Raw genomic sequence first — 17,717 nt, 5'->3', positions numbered from 1 at the left:
GCCCACGAGGCTAGTCGGTCGGCGTCTCCAAAACGGCCACCGCGGCGGCGGTATCCCCTTCGTGCGTCAGCGACACGTGAATTATGACGTCGGCCAGGTGTTTGGCGATGTCGCCGCTCAGCCGAACCCGAGGTCGGCCCCACATGTCGGTGACCACCTCGATGTCGCGGTGGATGTCCTCCGGCAGCACCGGACGCTGGGCGAACCGCGATCCGGACCAGGCCTTGATCACGGCCTCCTTCGCAGCCCAGCGGGCCGCCAGGTGACGCGCCGCCGACGAACTCTTGTCCGAGGCGTCGCGGCGCTCCCCCGGGGTGAACGTCGCGGAGAAGACGGTTCCCGGTTGGTCGACCTGCTCGGCGAAATCAGGAATGGAGACCAGATCGATCCCCACGCCGACGATTCCCATGGGTCGCCAGGTTAACGGATGGCCGGGCCCGGCGACGATGCGGTCCGCGGAGCGCACCGAGACCGAGCCGCGCTGTACACCGACGTCATCCGGCGGAGACCTGGTAGGCCTCGCCGTCACCCAGCCGCGAATCGGGGTTCAGCAGCATCGCCGCCTCCTGACGTTTCTCCGGCACGTCGGTGTCGAAGCGGCGGTTCGGCGGCCGCTCGTACATCGGCGCGCCGCCGGCGATCGCCGATGCCAGCCGCCGCTGACCGGCCAGCAGGCGGGCGTCTGCCCGCCGCTGGTAGTCGGCACGCTGTTCGGGGTCGAGCGCGGCGACGAAAGCCTGCGGGTGCACCAGCGCGACCAATCCCGAAACGTGGCCGAACCCAAGGCTGGTCACCAAACCCGCCTTGAGCGGGAACTTGTCCCCGAGTCGCAGCGTCTCTCGCACCCACACGAAGTGGGCCGAGCCGGCGAGCTCGTCGTCGACGCAATCAAGGCTGCGGTTGGGCGGGATCACACCGTCGCGCAACATCTGGCAAAGCCCCATCATCTGGAAGACCGCAGCGCCGCCCTTCGCGTGCCCGGTGAGGCTCTTCTGCGACACCACGAACAACGGAGCACCCTCGGAACGGCCAAGTGAGTCGGCGAGCCGCTCGTGCAGTTCGGTCTCGTTGGGATCGTTGGCCAAAGTCGACGTGTCGTGCTTGGAGACCACCGCGATGTCGTCGGCGCCCACCCCGAGCTTGGCCAGCGACCGCGCCAGCGCCGAATCCTTGCCGCCGCGAGCGGCGCCCAGCGCGCCCAGCCCCGGCGCCGGAATCGAGGTGTGCACGCCGTCGGCGAACGACTGTGCGTACGCCACCACCGCCAGTACCGGCAGCCCCATCTTCAGCGCCAGGTCACCGCGCGCCAGCAGGATGGTTCCGCCGCCCTGCGCCTCGAGGAATCCCAGCCGGCGCCGATCGTTGGGCCGGGAGAACTTCGAGTCGTGGATGCCCCGGCCCCGCATCATGCCGGTGTCGGCGGTGGCCGCCATGTCACCGAAGCCGATGATGGCTTCCAGCGTCAGGTCGTCGAATCCGCCGGCGACCACCAGCTCCGCCTTTCCGAGGCGGATCTTGTCGACGCCCTCCTCGACCGATACCGCCGCGGTCGCGCACGCGCCCACCGGATGGATCATCGCGCCGTAGCTGCCGACGTAGCTCTGAATGACATGCGCGGCAACGACGTTCGGTAGAACTTCCTGCAGGATGTCGTTCGGCTTGCTGCGGCCCAGCAGGTTGCCGTGATACATCGTCTGCATCGACGTCATGCCGCCCATGCCGGTGCCTTGCGTGCTGGCCACCAGGCCCGGGTGCACCCACCGCATCAGCTCGGCCGGGGTGAATCCGGACGACAGGAACGCGTCGACGGTCGCGACGATGTTCCACAGCGCCACCCGGTCGGTCGAGCTGGCCATGTCCTGACTGATGCCGAACACGGTCGGGTCGAACCCGGTCGGGATTTGCGCACCAACGGTCCGCGACAGCTTGGTCTTTCGCGGCACCCGAATCTCGGTGCCGGCCTTGCGGATGACCTGCCAGTCGCTGGAGTCGGGCACCGGCCGGATGACGGTGTGATCCGGGTCGAACTCGACGAAGGCGCGCGCGTCAGCCTCCGAGGACACCACGAACGCAAAGTCCTTGTCCAGGAACACCGATACCAGCAGCGGTGCGGCATGGTCGGGATCGATCGCGCCGTCATCGACGAATTCGCGAATGCCGCAGCGCTCGACGACGGTGTCGTGATAGCGCTCGACAAGTTCGGACTCGTCGACCAAGTCACCGGATTGCGTGTCGTACCAACCGGGTTGGGGGTCGTCTTCCCAGCGGATCAGGCCGGTGGTCCAGGCCAGCTCCAAGACGCCCGCCGCCGACAGCTCGTTGTCGACCTCCATCTCGAAGCGGGTCCGCGACGAGCCGTAGGGACCAAGTTCCGCGCCACCGACGATGACCACCATGTCGGCCGGGTCGACGTCGAGGTCTGCCCATTGCGGCGGTGGTGCCGGGGTGAAGCCGCGCGGCGGGGACGGCAACGCGGCGATGGCGCCTTCGGCATGGGCGGCTTCGGCCTCCTCGTCCGATGTCGAGGTGGCTTGCTCGCGGGCTTTGGCGGCCAGCTCGGCCATGTCGAGGTTGGCTTCGCCCAGCCCTCCGGTCAGGTCCGCGTTGATCGGCGCACCGGCCGCGGCGACCTTGGACTCGATGTCGCAGAGCGACAGCAACATTGCTGCCATCTGATCGGTCGAATATGTGGTGACGCCGGCCTCTTCGACCGCGTCGACGATCGCGTCGTTGTGGCCCATCAGGCCGGTGCCGCGGGTCCAACCGATCAGCGCGTGTGCCAGGCTGACCCGGGCCGCCCACGAGGACTCGGCGTGCCAACGGCTCACCAAGGCGTCCAGCGCCGACTTGGCTTCACCGTAAGCGCCGTCACCACCGAACATTCCGCGGTTCGGTGAACCCGGCAGCACCACGTGCAGCCGCGACGCGATGTCGCGCTCGGCGCCGATCTTCGACAGTCCGCCGATCAACCGCTGCACCGCCCACAGCAGCACCTTCATCTCCATCTCGGAGCGAGAGCCGGCCTCGGACATGTCGCCCGCGACGCGCGGTGCGGCAAACGGGAACAGCAACGTCGGGGTCTGCGCGTCCTTGATGTGAATCGACTGCGGCCCAAGACTTTCGGTCTGCTCTGTACCCACCCACTCGACCAGCGCGTCGATGTCGGAGTAGGACGCCATGTTGGCCGCGACCACCCACAGCGCCGCGCCGAACCGGGCGTGCTCGCGGTAGAGCCCGCGGTAGAACGCCAGCCGCTCGTCGTCCAGCTTGGACGTCGTGGCGATGACGGTGGCACCGCCGTCGAGTAGTCGCCCGACGATCGACGCGGCGATCGAGCCCTTGGAAGCGCCCGTCACCACCGCGACTTCGTGGCTGTACGGGCCCGGATCCGGGTTCTCGGCCCCTGCCGCGATGCGACCGTACAGCGACGCGTGTATCTGACGGCCCGCGGCCAGGGCCTTGCCCTGCCACCAGGTGGCCTGGGTGGCCACGACATGGCCTGCGCCCTCGAACCTTTCGGACAGGTCCACCCACCGGGCATCGATGTCACCCTCGTCACTGAGCCAGAGCTTGACCAGGTCTTCGCGAGCGCTGGCCCACCGATCGTCGAACAATACGGCCTTCTTCGGCTCGAACACCGGCGACACCAGTCGTGGCCAGTCGGCGCCGAGTTCGGCGGTGACCAGGTCGATGAGCTCGGCATCGGTGGCCGCCGGCGAAACGCCGACCGGGTCATCCAGGCCCAGCTGGTTGAGCACCAGGCGCGCCGCCGAGGCCAGCACGCCGTCGCGCCCGGTGATCTGGTCGGTGAATTCGCCCAGCGCGGCGGCGTCGACGGTCGCGCCGCCACCACCGCCGGAAGACGGCAGCGCCACCGCGATGCCGCGACGCCCGGCGACGGAAGCCACCGCGGCGTCGATCGCCTTATCGACGGAAGCGGCGTCGGCCAGTGCACCTTCGTGCAGGTGGCCCATGGCGCCACCCCGGACACTGGTCCCCTCGCGGGTCCCCAGCGCGACCTCCACCGTGACGTGCTTGGCCCAACCCTCGCCCAGTTCCCAGGTCTTCTTGACCCGTTCGGCGATGGCACCGGGCCGCTTACCCGAGGGCCCCAGCACGGTGCGTAGCTGATCGTTGATCGCGTCGGAAAGCACTGGGCCAAAAGGCTTATAGGTGCGTGCCAGCTTGGTCACCTGCGCGCGCAGCCCGGCCAGGTCGGCTTCGGCGGCACCGTCGATTGCCCCCAGGTTCAGCTCCGAGCCCAGGTCCACCAGCAGCTGGTTGCGCCGCGACGACGCGCCGTCGGTGATGGATTCGATGGAGTCCAGTTCTTCGATCTGATCGATGCGCATCTTGGCCGACAGCGCGATCAGCGCGAGTGTGGCATCGGCGGCGTCGAATCCGATGTCGTCCGGTCGGGCCGCACCCGACGACGCGGTCGGCGCGGGGGCGGGGGCCGGTGTCGCCGCAGTCGCTTCCGGAGCGGAGGCACTTTCGGCGGGTGCCTCCGGCTCGTCCTCGTGCTCCGGCTCGGGGTCGGTGTCGGTGGCGAACAGCACCGCCGCGTCGCGCTCGGCATTGAGCACTTCCACTGTGCTGTGGGCGTATTCGGGCAGCTTGAGGGTGTTGGCGGCCAGACCCGCTACGGTCGGCGCGGACTTCACACCGATCTCGACGAACCGCTCCACACCGCGACCGCCGGCGGCCTCTTCGGTGAACAGCAGGTCCTGGGTCTCGATCCAACGCACCGGGCTGGCGAATTGCCATGCCAGCAGCTCGATGAGGACGATGCGCGCCATCTCGATCCGGCGCTCGGCAAGCCAGCTGTCGTAGTCGGCGAGGATCGGGTCGAGCGGCTCGGCCGGCACCAGGTCGCGGATCTCCTGGATGAAGTCGCGGTCGAGCGTGAACGGACGCGGCACCAGGTTGGGGATGTAGCGCCCGATGATGACGTCAGGGTCCTTGTCGCGCGGCATGACGCGGTCGAGCGATCGCCGGAACTCCGCCACGCCGACCCGCAGGACGCGCGAGTGGAACGGCACGTCGATACCGGGCACCAGAATGAACGAGCGCTTGCCGCCGGTGATCTTGCGGCGCCGCTCCACCTCCGCCTCGAGGGCCTCGAGGCCGCGCACCGTGCCGGCGATCGCGTACTGCGACCCGCGCAGGTTGAAGTTGACGATCTCCAGGAATTCGCCGGTGCTCTCGGCGATTCCCGCGACGAATTCGGGAACCTGGTCGTCGGGCAAGTCGATCTGCGAGGGCCGGATGGCGGCCAGTCGATAGTTGGACCGGCCCAGCTCGTCGCGGGGCACGATGTCGTGCATTTTCGACCCGCGGTGAAACACCGTCTCCAGCAAGGCTTCCAGCTCGTAGATGCCCGTCACACAGGCCAGCGCGGTGTACTCGCCGACGGAGTGACCGCACGCGATCGCGTCTTCGACGAACGCACCCTGCTCGCGCATCTCGGCGACCTGCGCCGCGGCCACCGTCGCCATCGCGACCTGGGTGAACTGCGTCAGATACAGCACGCCCTCGGGGTGGTTGTAGTGCACACCGCTGGCGATGATGCTGGTCGGGTTGTCCCGCACCACGTGCAGGACCGAGAAGCCCAGGGTGTCGCGGGTGAACTTGTCCGCTTTGTCCCACACCTTGCGGGCGGCCTTGGACCGCGCCCGGACGTCCATGCCCATGCCCTTGTGCTGAATGCCCTGTCCGGGGAACGCATAGACCGTGCGCGGCGCGGCCAGGCGTGCCGTCGCCGACATCACCAGATCCGATCCGATCCGGGCGGTGACCTCCAAAACCTCGGCACCCTGGTCGATTCCGACGCGGTCGACGCGGAACGCGACCTCGTCACCAGGACGCACCATGCCCAGGAAGCGCGCGGTCCAGCCGATCAGCCGCGCCGGCGGGCGCGCCTGGCCATCGGTGGCGGTCACCGCATGCTGGGCGGCGGCCGACAACCACATGCCATGCACGATGGGCGATTCCAGGCCGGCCAGCAACGCGGCGGCCCGGTCGGTGTGGATGGGGTTGTGGTCACCGGAGACCACCGCGAAGGGGCGCATGTCGACCGGGGCGGTGATGACGACGTCGCGGCGGCGCCGCCGCGGGGTGTCGGTCGCGTTCTCGGAGATCGCACCGCCGGCGCGCGTCGGGTCAGCCAGTTCGGCGGCGCCGGTGCGTCCCAGGATGGCGAAGCGCTCCTCCAGGGTGGCGATTCCCTGACCGTCGGTGTCGGTGATGGCGACCGAAACCGGGACGACACGACCCATGTCCGTGTCGATGGCCACCGAAGCCGTTGCGGTGATTGTCAATTGCGACTGGACGCGCGGCAGCTTACCGACCATGTGTGCGGCGTGGTCAAGATGCACCAGGCTCAGCAGGCCCTCGACCACGGGGGCGCCGGTATCGGTGACGGCCGAGCCGATCGCCGAGAAGACTGCGGGCCAGCACGGCCCGACGAGTGCGTCGGGCACGGTGCTGAGGCTGGGCGCCAACGGTTCTCCGAACGTGGCCGTGACACCGGTGTGGTCGGCGACCCGCTCGGGGTCCCAGTCCACCGTGACCGTGGCCGTTCCGTCGATTACCGCAGGCAGAAATTGCGGTCCGTCGACCCCTGCGGCAATGGCCAGCACCGCACGCATGGCCGTGGTGGCATCCTCGGTGGAGACCACCGGGGTGGCTCCGTCAACAGTGTTGGGCGGCAACGTAAACGGGATGTCTACCCAGGTGCCCGACACGGGGACGCTGAGCACGACGCGGTCGCCGTCGACCTGAAGCTGCGCACCGGTGGACGAATGTGTGGCGCGGCGGCTCTCGGGTCCGTCATGCACCAGCCAGTCGGTGGGATCGGCGATTCGATGGACCGGGTTGGTCGCCGTGCGACCGGCCCACTGCACATCGGGGGCATCCAGCACGACGGCCAGCGGTCCGGTGACGTCGGCGCGGCCGATCCGGCGTGAGGTGACGGCCGTGGGCTCCGCCCCGGCGGCGAGCGCCTCGTCGATGGCCGCCTGCTCGAAGCGGTCCAGCAATTCACCGACGGGCTCGTCCATCCGGGTGATGCCGGCCACGGCCGCGGTGCCTGGAATGATGCATACCTGATCGGCGTCGTAACGCGCGTCGTGCGCCTGCCACAGCGAATCGCTACGCCACCAGCGCCGCACATCCTTGTCGATCACCGGCACGAAGTTGACCGGCTTGCCCAGCAGCTTGCACAGCGAGACGAAGAACGGGACATCGGCCGGGTGCAGCTGTACGTGTTCGGCGTCGGGGTAGTGCGCCAGCAGGGTGGCGATGGCCTCGGAAGGGTTCTCCAGTAGCCGCGCACCGTCATCGGTGGAGCCGTCGAAAAGCGTCTCGATGGGACCGAAATCCTGTGCATGCAAGCGCGCCTCGGCCCGTTGCAGCATCTGCTCGAACCGGTCGCGCCAGGTGTCGGCCAGCCACGGGCTTCCCGGCGACGCGGTGTCCGCGGTGGAATCACCGTCCCCGATGCACAACTCGACGTAACGCTGCAACCACTGCAGGTAGGTCATCTCGCCGGCATCGCCGAAGTACGGCTTTGCGGTGTTCGCCATCGCCGCGATGATCTCGTCGCGACGCTGCGCGACCGCGTCCGCATCACCAGCGACCTCGTCGAGAAGCCGGCCGCACCGCGACGCGCTGTTGTCGATCTCGTGGATGTCCGCGCCGAGCTGGCTACGGCTGGAAGCCATTCCGCCCGAGGCTTTTCCGGCGCCGATCCACTGATCGGTCCCCTGGGTTTCGACCAGCATCCGCTTGACCGACGGCGACGTGGTGGCCTCCTTGGCCGCCATCGCCGCGGTGCCGACCAGGATGCCGTCGATCGGCATCAGCGGGAAGCCGTATGCCTGCGCCCAGCGTCCGGACAAATATTCGGCCGCCCGCTCCGGCGTCCCGATGCCACCGCCGACGCAGACGGTGATGTTGGAGCGCGACCGCAATTCGGAGTAGGTGGCCAGCAGTAGGTCATCGAGGTCTTCCCACGAGTGGTGGCCGCCGGCGCGGCCGCCCTCGATGTGCGCGATCACCGGCTTGGTGGAGACCTCGGTCGCGATGCGGATGACAGAGCGGATTTGCTCGACAGTGCCGGGTTTGAAGACGACGTGACTGATGCCGACCTCGCCCAACTCCTCGATCAGGTCGACGGCGTCCTCCAGGTCCGGGATGCCGGCACTGATCACCAGACCGTCGATGGCGGCACCGGACTGGCGCGCCTTCTGCACCAGCCGCTTGCCGCCGACCTGCAGCTTCCACAGGTACGGATCCAGAAAAAGCGCGTTGAACTGGTAGGTGCGGCCGTCTTCGAGCAGCCCCGACATCTGGTCGATGCGGTCGGCGAGGATCTCCTCGGTGACCTGCCCGCCGCCGGCCAGCTCGGCCCAGTGCCCGGCGTTGGCCGCGGCGGCCACGATCTTTGCGTCGACGGTGGTCGGGGTCATGCCGGCCAGCAGGATCGGCGAGCGGCCGGTCAGCCGGGTGAACTTCGTCGAGAGCTTGACCCTGCCGTCGGGCAGGCGAACCAGCGTCGGAGCGTAGCTCGACCAGGCCCGCGCCACCTCGGGAACCGCACCGACGGTGAAGAGGTTGCGCTGCCCCCCGCGGGTCGCCGCGGGCACGATGCCCACACCCAGACCACGGATCACCGGGGCGGTCAGCCGGGTCAAGATGTCGCCGGGCCCGAGGTCGAGAATCCAGCGAGCCCCCGCGTCGTTGATTCGGGTGATCTCCTGCACCCAGTCGACCGGACGCACCAGTATCGACTCGGTGAGCTGCCGGGCCAGCTGGACGTCCAGGCCGACCTTCTCTGCCCAGCCGCCGACGATGTCGATGCCGTCGGCCAGCCGGGGCGTGTGGAAGCCCACCTCGACCTGCACCGGATCGAAGACCGGCGAGAAGACGTCGCCGCCGCGCAGCTTGTTCTTCCGGTCGGCTTCTTCGTTCTCCGAGATCTGCTGGCAGTAGAGCTCGAACCGAGACAGTTGTTCCGGGGTGCCGGTGATGACGACCGAGCGGCGGCCGTTGCGGATGGACAAGACGGGCGGCAGCACGGTGCGCACGTCCTGCGCGAACTCATCGAGCAGCCGGCCGATGCGGTCGGGATCGGCGTTGGTCACCGACACCATCGGCGGGCGGTCGCCAAGCACCGAGATGCCGCGCCGACGGGCCACCAGCGTCCCGGCGGCGCCGATCAGCTGGGCCATTGCCAACAGCTCGACATCGCGGGCACCGCCGGCCTTGAGCGCCTCGACGGCGAGCACACCTTGGGAATGTCCTGCGACGGCCACCGGCGGCGTCACCTTGAGGTCCATGCCTTGCCTTGCCAGCGCACGCACGGCCGCGATCTGGGTGAGCAGCACGCCCGGGATCGACACCGCGGCCGAGGTCAGGTGCTTGTCCGAGGGGACCGGATCCTCGGCCGCCAGCGCACGCACCCAGGTCAGCGGCTCGAAGCCGATTGGTCGCACCACGACCAGTTCCTTGGCCACCGGTTCCAGGAGCAGGCTGACCTCACCAACCAGGGTTGCCAGTTCGGGCTCGATGCCGGCCGACGACACCAGTTCCTCGAGGGTCTCCAGCCAGGCGCTGCCCTGGCCGCCAAATGCAACGGCGTAGGGCTCGCCGGCCGTCAGTCGGTCGACCAGAGCAAGTGTGTCCCCGGTTTGCGGGTTCTTGCCGCCCTGCGGGTCCTGCCCGTCGCGGTCGGCGGACACCCGGTCGTGCTCGTGGATCGTCACCTGTTCTGTCTCCCCTATATGCGTCTTTAGGTCTCGTGCGTCTGGCGGTCACCACCGCAGGGCGGGGTCCTGTCGATGCGGCGTGGTTCAGCGTCGAATCACAGCCGGGAAACGGCGGGCCGATGTGTTGTCGGCGGACCGCTCGGGTGGGAAGAAGCGGTGCTACGGACTCCATCGGCTGTACTAAGAGTCTCATAAGGATCGGCGCTCGTTTTGCGTGCTGATCGGTTACTGGTGAGTTCTACGCATGGGTAACCGTGTCCTGGGTAACACGCGCTTTCACCGGCGGCGAGGAGCCGATGAACAAACCCGCTGCATGCAGGTGGTTACGGTCGAGTAGCTATAACTGCGCAGATCAAGGCTGTCTTGTTATCGAATCGTTACATAAAAATTTTTGGTCGCCGAGCGCCGTCGCGGGGCAGTCGGCCGCCGCGGACGCCTATCGGCCACCTGCGCGCGTCCGAAAAATGAGCGAACGAGTGTTTGCTGGAATCTTTAAGAGTCGGCGTCCCGGCCTCGCCGGGCGACGCCGTTGGGCGCTAGGCCCACTGGCCGAATTGAGGCTTGAGGATCTCGTTGATGTCCACGCCGACCCCACCGACGCACCGTTTGTCGATTTCAACCTGGTGCAAATTGGCAGCCGGGTGCGTGTATCCCTTGGGCGAGCCCCAGTTGTGCTGCCAGAAGTAGGAGCCCAATCCATCGTGCAGCGCCCAGTCGATGGTTTTCGAATTGGCGTACACGCCTGTGCGCTGATGGCCGATTACCGATTCCCAAGAACGCAGGTAGGGCGCCACCTGGTTTTTGTACTGCTCGTAGGAGGGGTCGTCGTCGATCGAGGCATAGATGGGCGCGCTGGCCGGCCCACCGGCCGCGGCGTGAAGCTGCATCCCCCGCTGCGCGTGTTGCAGGCCGGCGTTGGCACCGCCAAGCCAGTCCGCCGTGCTGGCCTTGCCGTATTGATAGCAGGACACGATTTTGAGCCCATTGCTATTGAGGTCGCGCGCCTCGCTGACTTGGATCGGCTTGCCGAGCATCCAATTGCCGCCGGGGCGCCGGTCCGACACGTACCGAATCGAACCCACCGCGCCCGCGGCCCGGATCTGACTGGCCGGAATGACCCCGGCCGCATAGTCCAGCAGGGTGCCGAGCGAAGCCGACCCCGACGGGGTGCTCACCGACGTGGCCGCGACGCCCAGTCCAAGCAGGGCCGGGGTAGCGGCCGCAAGTTTGAGCAGATCTCGTCGCGAAACGGATGACACAAGCCACAGGGTACGACAGAAACCTCGTATGCCCCGTTGATCACACCGGTCACATGTCCGTCACAGTGCCGCAACGTTCGTTTGACCGGGTTGGCGCGCGGGCAGCACGATGACGCTCACGGCTTCCAATCCGCGGCGAGCCGTCTGCCGAGCGATCTCCTCGATGAATTGGGCGGCCGCCTGGCTGATTGAACCCGCCCAGGCGCGAAATCCCTGCACGATCACCGGGTCACGCTCTAGAAGCGGTTGCACGCCGCGCAGCACGCCAACCACGTCCTCGGGCAGGGGATCTGTCAGCTGCTGGTCGATCCAGCTGCGCGCGAGCTCTCGTGCCGCAGCATCGTCGTCGCCCAACGCGATGACGTCGGCTGCTAGGTCGCGCAATCGATCGAACAGCATGTTGTGGCCCGGCGTGTCGGCCAGCTGCGAAAGCAGGGTGCTGGCCGCGGGCGGGAGGACCATTTGCCCGAACAAGGCGGGGACCGGTAGGTCCCACTCCTCGAACAAGTCGGTGTACATCGCGGCGACGGGCGCGGACAGTGGGGCGCTGAGCCGCCCGATCACCCCAATGCTGTCGCGGTGCGTGGTGGCCAACCGGTGCAGGATGTGTTCATTCAGGTCCGCGTCACCACACTCGGTGGCGGCATCGATGGCTTGAATCAATTGATCGAGCCGCTCTCGTTGCCGCACCAGCAGCTCCCGATGCTCGTCGAGCAGGCCGGCCAGCGTGCTGTGCCCGCCCTCGATCAAACGGTGAATGTCGTTGATACCGACGCCGAGGCTTCGCATCAGGTCGATGCGCAGCAAGTCGAGAACCTGCTCGACTCCGAAGACCCGGTAGCCGTTGGACAGGTGTTGCGCGTGCAGCAAGCCGATTTTCTCGTAATGGCGAATTCGGCCGGAAGCGATGCCGGTCAAGGCCGTGACGTCGCCGATCAGCAACTGCTCAGCCACCCCTTGACCTTACAACCGTCACAAGGTCTGTACTGGACAGATGGAACACGACCAGCTAATCGACCTGACGCGGCGTGCGTTGAAGCTGGCGCGGGACAAGGTGACCGACCTCGCGCCGGCCCAGCTCACGGTCGACGCGCGTGACTACACGAGTATGGAGCGGCACAACCGGGATTGGGCCATGCTGCTGGCCAGTCCGCAGTTGGTCGGCTATGCCTCGGAGCTTCCCGCCCCCGGCGCGTATTGCACCAAGACGGTGATGGGCCGATCCGTCCTGCTGACCAGAACAACAGAGGGAACGGTCAAGGCGTTCAACAACGTGTGCCTGCACCGCCAGTCGCAGGTGGCAACGGGATGCGGCACCGCCAAGCGGTTCACCTGCCCCTACCACGCCTGGACCTACGACAACACCGGGCGCCTGATGGCGGTTCCCGGACGCGAGGGATTCCCAGAAGTGACCGTCAAGTCCGATAGCCTGACCGAACTCCCGGCCACCGAATTCGCTGGATTCCTTTGGGTGGCACTGGATCCCGGGGCGATTTTGGACGTTGCGGCACACTTGGGCCCGCTCGCGGAGGAACTCGACTCGTGGGGCATCGGGCGCTGGTCCCCACTGGGCGAGAAGGTGCTGGACTCCCCGATAAACTGGAAACTGGCGATCGACACGTTCGCGGAGAATTATCATTTCGCCACCGTCCATCGGCAGACGTTCGCCACCATCGCACGCAGCAACTGCACGGTGTTCGACTCTTACGGGCCGCATCACCGACTGATCTTCCCCCTCAACACCATCCTGGAACTCGACGACGTGCCCGAGGATCAGTGGAATCCGTTCCATAACATGGTGGTGATCTATGCGTTGTTCCCCAACATCGTGCTGTCGGTGACCATCGCCAACGGCGAGCTGTTCCGGGTCTACCCGGGGGATCGGCCCGGTAGGTCAATCACCGTCCACCAGAACGCAACCCCGCAGGACGTCGCCGACGAGTCGGTGTCCGCCGGCGCCCAGGCGGTCTTCGAATACGCGCACGCCACCGTGCGCGACGAGGACTACCGACTGGCCCAGGGGCTGCAAGCCAATCTCGAGTCCGGAGTCCGCGACCACTTGGTGTTCGGCCGCAACGAACCCGGGTTGCAGCATCGCCACATCATGTGGGCCCAGGCGCTTTCGCGGTCAACCGACGTCGGCTGACAAGACCGCGATCAGATCGTCGAGAAGCGTTGCCAGCATGCCATTTTCGACTGGCACCGAGCTGAACAGCAACTCGATCGCATCCTTGCGGCGGCCGGCCGCCACCAGCGGCACGACCTGATCCACCATGGCCTGCAATTCGGGCTGCGGCGGTGCCAGATTCGCGACGGTAGTGGACAGCACGTCGACGAGCTCCCAATCCCGGTACAGGGCCAGCGAGCGTTCATTGAACGCGAAGCCCGCGACCGGTTTTCCCCGCATGGTCCCGTGGTAGCGATAGGGGCCCTCCATGTACTCGATGGGCAGCCCATGCGCGGGCGCCGCCACCAGGGGCTCTCCGATCAGTTCCAACTGCAAAGTGGGACAGCTGATCCGGTGGCGGTCGGGCATGTACCGGGCCGGCGCGAGAGGCCGCACCAGGGGCTGGATGGCCTCCGGCCACCGCACGTAGCTGCTGACCGTCACCTCGATGTCTTCGGCACATTCCGGCGCGATCGCTGGGTCCGGGTGGCTTGTCGTGACACCCGTGAACGGCTGCGGTGCATTGCCGTTGGTGCGGTCGAACTGTCGCCAGATGCTCAGGTCGACCCCATTGTCGAAGTTGATGGTGCGCCATTCGTGTGACCTGGCCCGTGGATCCCCACCGGAGCCCCCGCCGCCGGCGTACTTGGGGAACCACTGCCGATCGACGTGCCCACTGGTGCCGCAGACCTGCTGGACCACGTCTCCCCAGCGCAGGGTGCCGGTCATCGCCATGCCGGTCTGGAAGTAAGAGTAGGTGTCGCTTTGACCGAAGCAGACGATCCTTCCGTTATAAGTCGATGCGCCCACCGGTGTCGGTGCGCGCGTGGGGGTTACGGCCAGATCCAGTCGCATGGGCCGCTCGCACTGATCCTTGCCGACCAGGCTTACCCGGTAAGTGTAGGGCAGCAGTCGGCCATCGCCGTTGCGGCTGGTCGTCCACGACGCGGTCCCCGCGCTGCTGTGGTAGTGGATGTCGAGATGGCCCGCCGCCATCGTCAGCTTGCGCTGGGCGCCGGGCTCCATATTTGCCGGTGGCATGTCGTAGTCGGTGAAGGTGCCGTAGTCACCGGTGTCGAGGTCGAACAGCGCCATCGTGTAGAAGTCCGCGACGACCGTGCCCCCGGGACGGTTCTTGTTGAAGATGGTCAGGAACGCCAACGATCGATCAATCTCGGCGGCGTCGAGCTGACCGGCGATGAACCAGGTGTCTGACTCCTGGTCGGGGTGTTCGCCCTCGGCGGCGGGGAAGTTCAACTGGTCGTCGCCGGACACCAACTGGAACGGGTAACTGCGCCAATCGCTGATCATATGGGGCCTCGCTGCTTTTTTCGCTATGTTAGCGTGAATAGCGACTTTTGCGGTCACGGTCTGATCCCCTGAGGAAGTGCCCCGATGACAGAGACTGCCGGCCATCGCTCCTATAACGAGTTGTTCATCGGGGGCCAGTGGCGCAAACCCGCCAACCCGCAGCAGCTCGCCGTGATCTCACCGCACTCCGAAGAACCGGTCGGGCATGTGCAAGTCGCGGGCCCCGAGGACGTCGAGGCCGCGGTCGCCGCCGCGCGCCACGCGTTCGATCACGGTCCCTGGCCACGCATGAGCCATGCCGACCGGATGGCCAAGGTCGAGCACCTCGCCGGGATCTACGCCGGCCACGCCGACGAGATGGCCGACCTCATCACCGACGAGATGGGATCACCGCGCAGCTTCAGCCGGATGGGCCAGGGCGCGGCCGCCGTAGCGCTGATCCACCTGTCGCTGGCCGCCGCCCGCGAGTTTCCGTGGCAGGAACGCCGCCAGGGTGCGCTCGGCGAAGTACATCTGCGCAGGGCCCCGGTCGGGGTGGTCGCGGCGATTGTGCCGTGGAACGTGCCGCAGTTTTTGATCATGCCCAAACTGATCCCCGCGCTGATCGCGGGTTGCACGGTCATCATCAAGCCGGCACCCGAAACCCCTTTGGACGCTTTGTGGTTGGCCGAGATGATTGAGCAGATCGGGCTGCCCGAAGGCGTGGTGTCGGTGCTGCCCGGAGGCTCCGAGATCGGTGAGGAGCTGGTGCGCCATCCCGGCGTGGACAAAGTCGCGTTCACCGGGTCCAGTGCCGTCGGCCGCCGGATCGCAGCCCTGTGCGGTGAGCAGCTCAAACGGGTCAGCCTGGAGCTGGGCGGCAAGTCCGCGGCGATCATTCTCGACGACGCCGACATCGGTAAGACGGTGGCCGGGTTGAAGTCCGCCGGGCTGATGAACAACGGCCAAGCCTGCGTCGCGCAGACCCGGATTCTGGTCAGCGACCGTAAACATGACGAGGTCGTCGACGCCCTGGCGGACATGATGTCCACGCTGAACGTCGGCGACCCGGCCGACGAGGCGACGGACATCGGACCGCTTGTGGCGCAACGACAACAGCGCCGCGTCCAGGACTACATCAAGTCGGGCAGCAGTGAAGGCGCCCGCGTCGTGCTCGGTGGCGAACAGAGCTTGTTCGAGCGCGGCTGGTATGTGCAGCCCACGCTGTTCGCCGACGCGACCAACGACATGCGCATCGCCCGGGAGGAGATCTTCGGTCCGGTGCTGACGGTGCTGCGCTACCGCGACGAGGACGACGCGATCCGCATCGCCAACGAGACCGATTACGGCCTGGCCGGTTCGGTGTGGACCGCCGACGTCCAACACGGCCTGGATGTCGCGGCCGCGGTCCGCACGGGAACGTATGGCATCAACATGTACACCCTGGACATTGGCGCACCGTTCGGCGGCTTCAAGCAGTCCGGCATCGGGCGCGAGTTCGGGCCCGAGGGGCTAGACGAGTACGTCGAGTTGCAGACGCTGGTATGCAAGGGCCAGTTGCCGCCGCTATAGGCTTTGCGGTTGTCGGGCACTGCATCAACGACGCGGTAGGCGACCGGGCTGTATGCATTGTTCGATGCCGCAACATATCTGAGCTCGAACGATTTGCCGCAGTGATCGATGCCGCATCAAGCTAGTTGGTCGGTGGTGGTTGGGGTTGGAAGGGTTCATACCACCACCAGTTGGCGCGTTCGCCGGTGGGTCCGGGGTAGGGCGCCACCGTGGGTGGGGGTTGAGTGGGTGGGCGTGCCAGCGATCCCGGGCTCAGTGCTCGGCCGGTGTCATCGGTGACGGTGAGCGCGCCGGGGTATCCGGTGATGGTCAGGACGCCTCGATGGTGTGCCCGGTGGTGATAGGGGCATAGCAGCACCAGGTTGGCTAATTCCGTGGGGCCGCCGTCTTCCCAATGCCGCAGGTGATGGGCGTGCAGACCGCGGGTGGCACCACAGCCGGGCACCACACAGCTGCGGTCGCGATACTCGAGTGCGCGGCGCAGCCGCCGGTTGATCAGCCGGGTCGCCCGCCCGGCGCCGATGACCTCGCCGTGGCGTTCGAACCACACTTCACAGGTGGCATCACAGCTCAGGTAGCGGCGTTCGGCGTCGGACAGCAGCGCACCCAGATGCAGGGCCGCGGCGCGCTGCTGCACGTCGAGGTGCACCACCACCGTGGTGTGCTGCCCGTGCGGGCGGCGGGTCGCCTCGGCGTCCCACCCGGCCTCCACCAAGCGCATGAACGCCTCGACGGTGCCCGGCAACGGCGGCCGCTGACCCCAAGCGCGGTCGCCGTCGCCGTGCTCGCGCGTGAACTCGGCGATCAGCGCATCACGATGAGAGGCCAACGCCGCCTCGAACTTCGCGGCATCGGGTTGCGGAAGTCTGATCCGCCAACAGCTGCCCTCGTCGTCGGAGGACTTGGTGATCGAGGCCTGCGGTTCAAGCCCCTCGGGCCGCGGTTCGGGGTCGGGTCGCGGTTCCAGCCTGACCGCGCTGCGCAGCTGGGTAACCGTCGCGACGCTGGCCAGCTGCGCGTAGTGCGCATCAGAACCCTGACCGGCACGCGCCGCGATCACCCCGACCTGATCCAGCGACAGCCGACCCTCCCGCATACCTTGGGCGCAGCGGGGAAACTCCTGCACCCGGCGCGCGATCGTGCTGATCGTGTGGGCATTGGCCGGCGAGCAACCCGTCTTCGGGGCCACCAACGCCGGCACCGACCGCGCACCGGTAACACCACCGAGCTCGTCGCGATCAATCTCGGCCACGATCTCCACGATGCGCCCATCAATCGCGTTGCGCTGACCGCACAACTCCGCCAACTCCCCGAACAACACCTCAAGACGCTCGCTCGCGGTCACCCCCACGGCGCCAGCGGATGCGGTCAACGACATGACCACATCATCGCAGCCACCACCGACAAAACCGGACCGCCCGGACGTGCCACGGTCGCGCCCGAGGTGCCCGGATGTGAGTTATGCGACACCGTGGTGCCGGCATGAGGCGATTCCGATTTGCGCTATCACCGGCGCTATCGCGAAGCAAACTCGCCTGATGGTCGCGCAGCCCCGCGAGATCCCGTCACGGCGGGTCGAAAGATGGCGGGATTTACGGGGATCGATTGGAAGCTGTGTGTTTAACCAGAATCGCTGACCAGTAGGCGATAGCCAAAATT

The 17,717-nt window shown here is 67.1% G+C and carries 8 protein-coding genes; 2 read left to right on the top strand and 6 right to left on the bottom strand.

The genetic code is table 11. The annotated features are described in order from the left end of the window. Nucleotides 1-10: 10 nt before the first annotated feature. From acpS to AC5Y4F_RS04285, 4 genes are all read right to left on the bottom strand, one after another. A complete protein-coding gene (gene acpS, locus AC5Y4F_RS04300; RefSeq protein ID WP_067939028.1) occupies nt 11-409 on the bottom strand; it encodes a holo-ACP synthase AcpS in 399 nt (132 codons plus the stop codon). Nucleotides 410-494: 85 nt separating this feature from the next. Beyond that, the gene (locus AC5Y4F_RS04295) at nt 495-9,767 is read right to left on the bottom strand and encodes a fatty acid synthase subunit beta domain-containing protein (RefSeq protein ID WP_499995278.1); all 9,273 of its coding nucleotides are present in this window, start codon (nt 9,765-9,767) and stop codon (nt 495-497) included. A gap of 539 nt (nt 9,768-10,306) precedes the next feature. Beyond that, nucleotides 10,307-11,029 carry a DUF1906 domain-containing protein gene (locus AC5Y4F_RS04290; protein WP_499995277.1) on the bottom strand — a complete coding sequence of 241 codons (723 nt, stop codon included), beginning with the start codon at nt 11,027-11,029 and terminating at the stop codon, nt 10,307-10,309. 60 nt (nt 11,030-11,089) lie between these two features. Then, the gene (locus AC5Y4F_RS04285) at nt 11,090-11,983 is read right to left on the bottom strand and encodes a MerR family transcriptional regulator (RefSeq protein WP_067939035.1); all 894 of its coding nucleotides are present in this window, start codon (nt 11,981-11,983) and stop codon (nt 11,090-11,092) included. Between the two features lie 40 nt (nt 11,984-12,023). On the opposite strand from AC5Y4F_RS04285, the gene AC5Y4F_RS04280 reads away from it, so the two are divergent. Then, entirely contained in the window at nt 12,024-13,175 is a 1,152-nt protein-coding gene (locus tag AC5Y4F_RS04280) for an aromatic ring-hydroxylating oxygenase subunit alpha (protein ID WP_499995276.1), read from the top strand. Here the strand turns inward: AC5Y4F_RS04280 and AC5Y4F_RS04275 are convergent. Next, nucleotides 13,158-14,507, bottom strand: a complete 1,350-nt coding sequence (locus tag AC5Y4F_RS04275; protein ID WP_067939040.1) for a lipocalin-like domain-containing protein — start codon at nt 14,505-14,507, stop codon at nt 13,158-13,160. The two genes, AC5Y4F_RS04280 and AC5Y4F_RS04275, sit on opposite strands and share 18 nt — an antisense overlap. Nucleotides 14,508-14,591: 84 nt before the next feature. Between AC5Y4F_RS04275 and AC5Y4F_RS04270 the strand changes: the two genes are divergently transcribed. Then, a complete protein-coding gene (locus tag AC5Y4F_RS04270) occupies nt 14,592-16,058 on the top strand; it encodes an aldehyde dehydrogenase (protein ID WP_067939041.1) in 1,467 nt (488 codons plus the stop codon). Nucleotides 16,059-16,179: 121 nt separating this feature from the next. Here AC5Y4F_RS04270 and AC5Y4F_RS04265 read toward each other — a convergent pair whose 3' ends face one another. Continuing rightward, a complete protein-coding gene (locus AC5Y4F_RS04265; RefSeq protein WP_499995273.1) occupies nt 16,180-17,436 on the bottom strand; it encodes an HNH endonuclease signature motif containing protein in 1,257 nt (418 codons plus the stop codon). Between the last annotated feature and the right edge of the window lie 281 nt (nt 17,437-17,717).

It is taken from the genome of Mycobacterium sp. NGS56, assembly GCF_059812425.1.
Note: the sequence above shows the minus strand (reverse complement) of the source record. Positions and strands in the feature narration are given on the sequence as shown.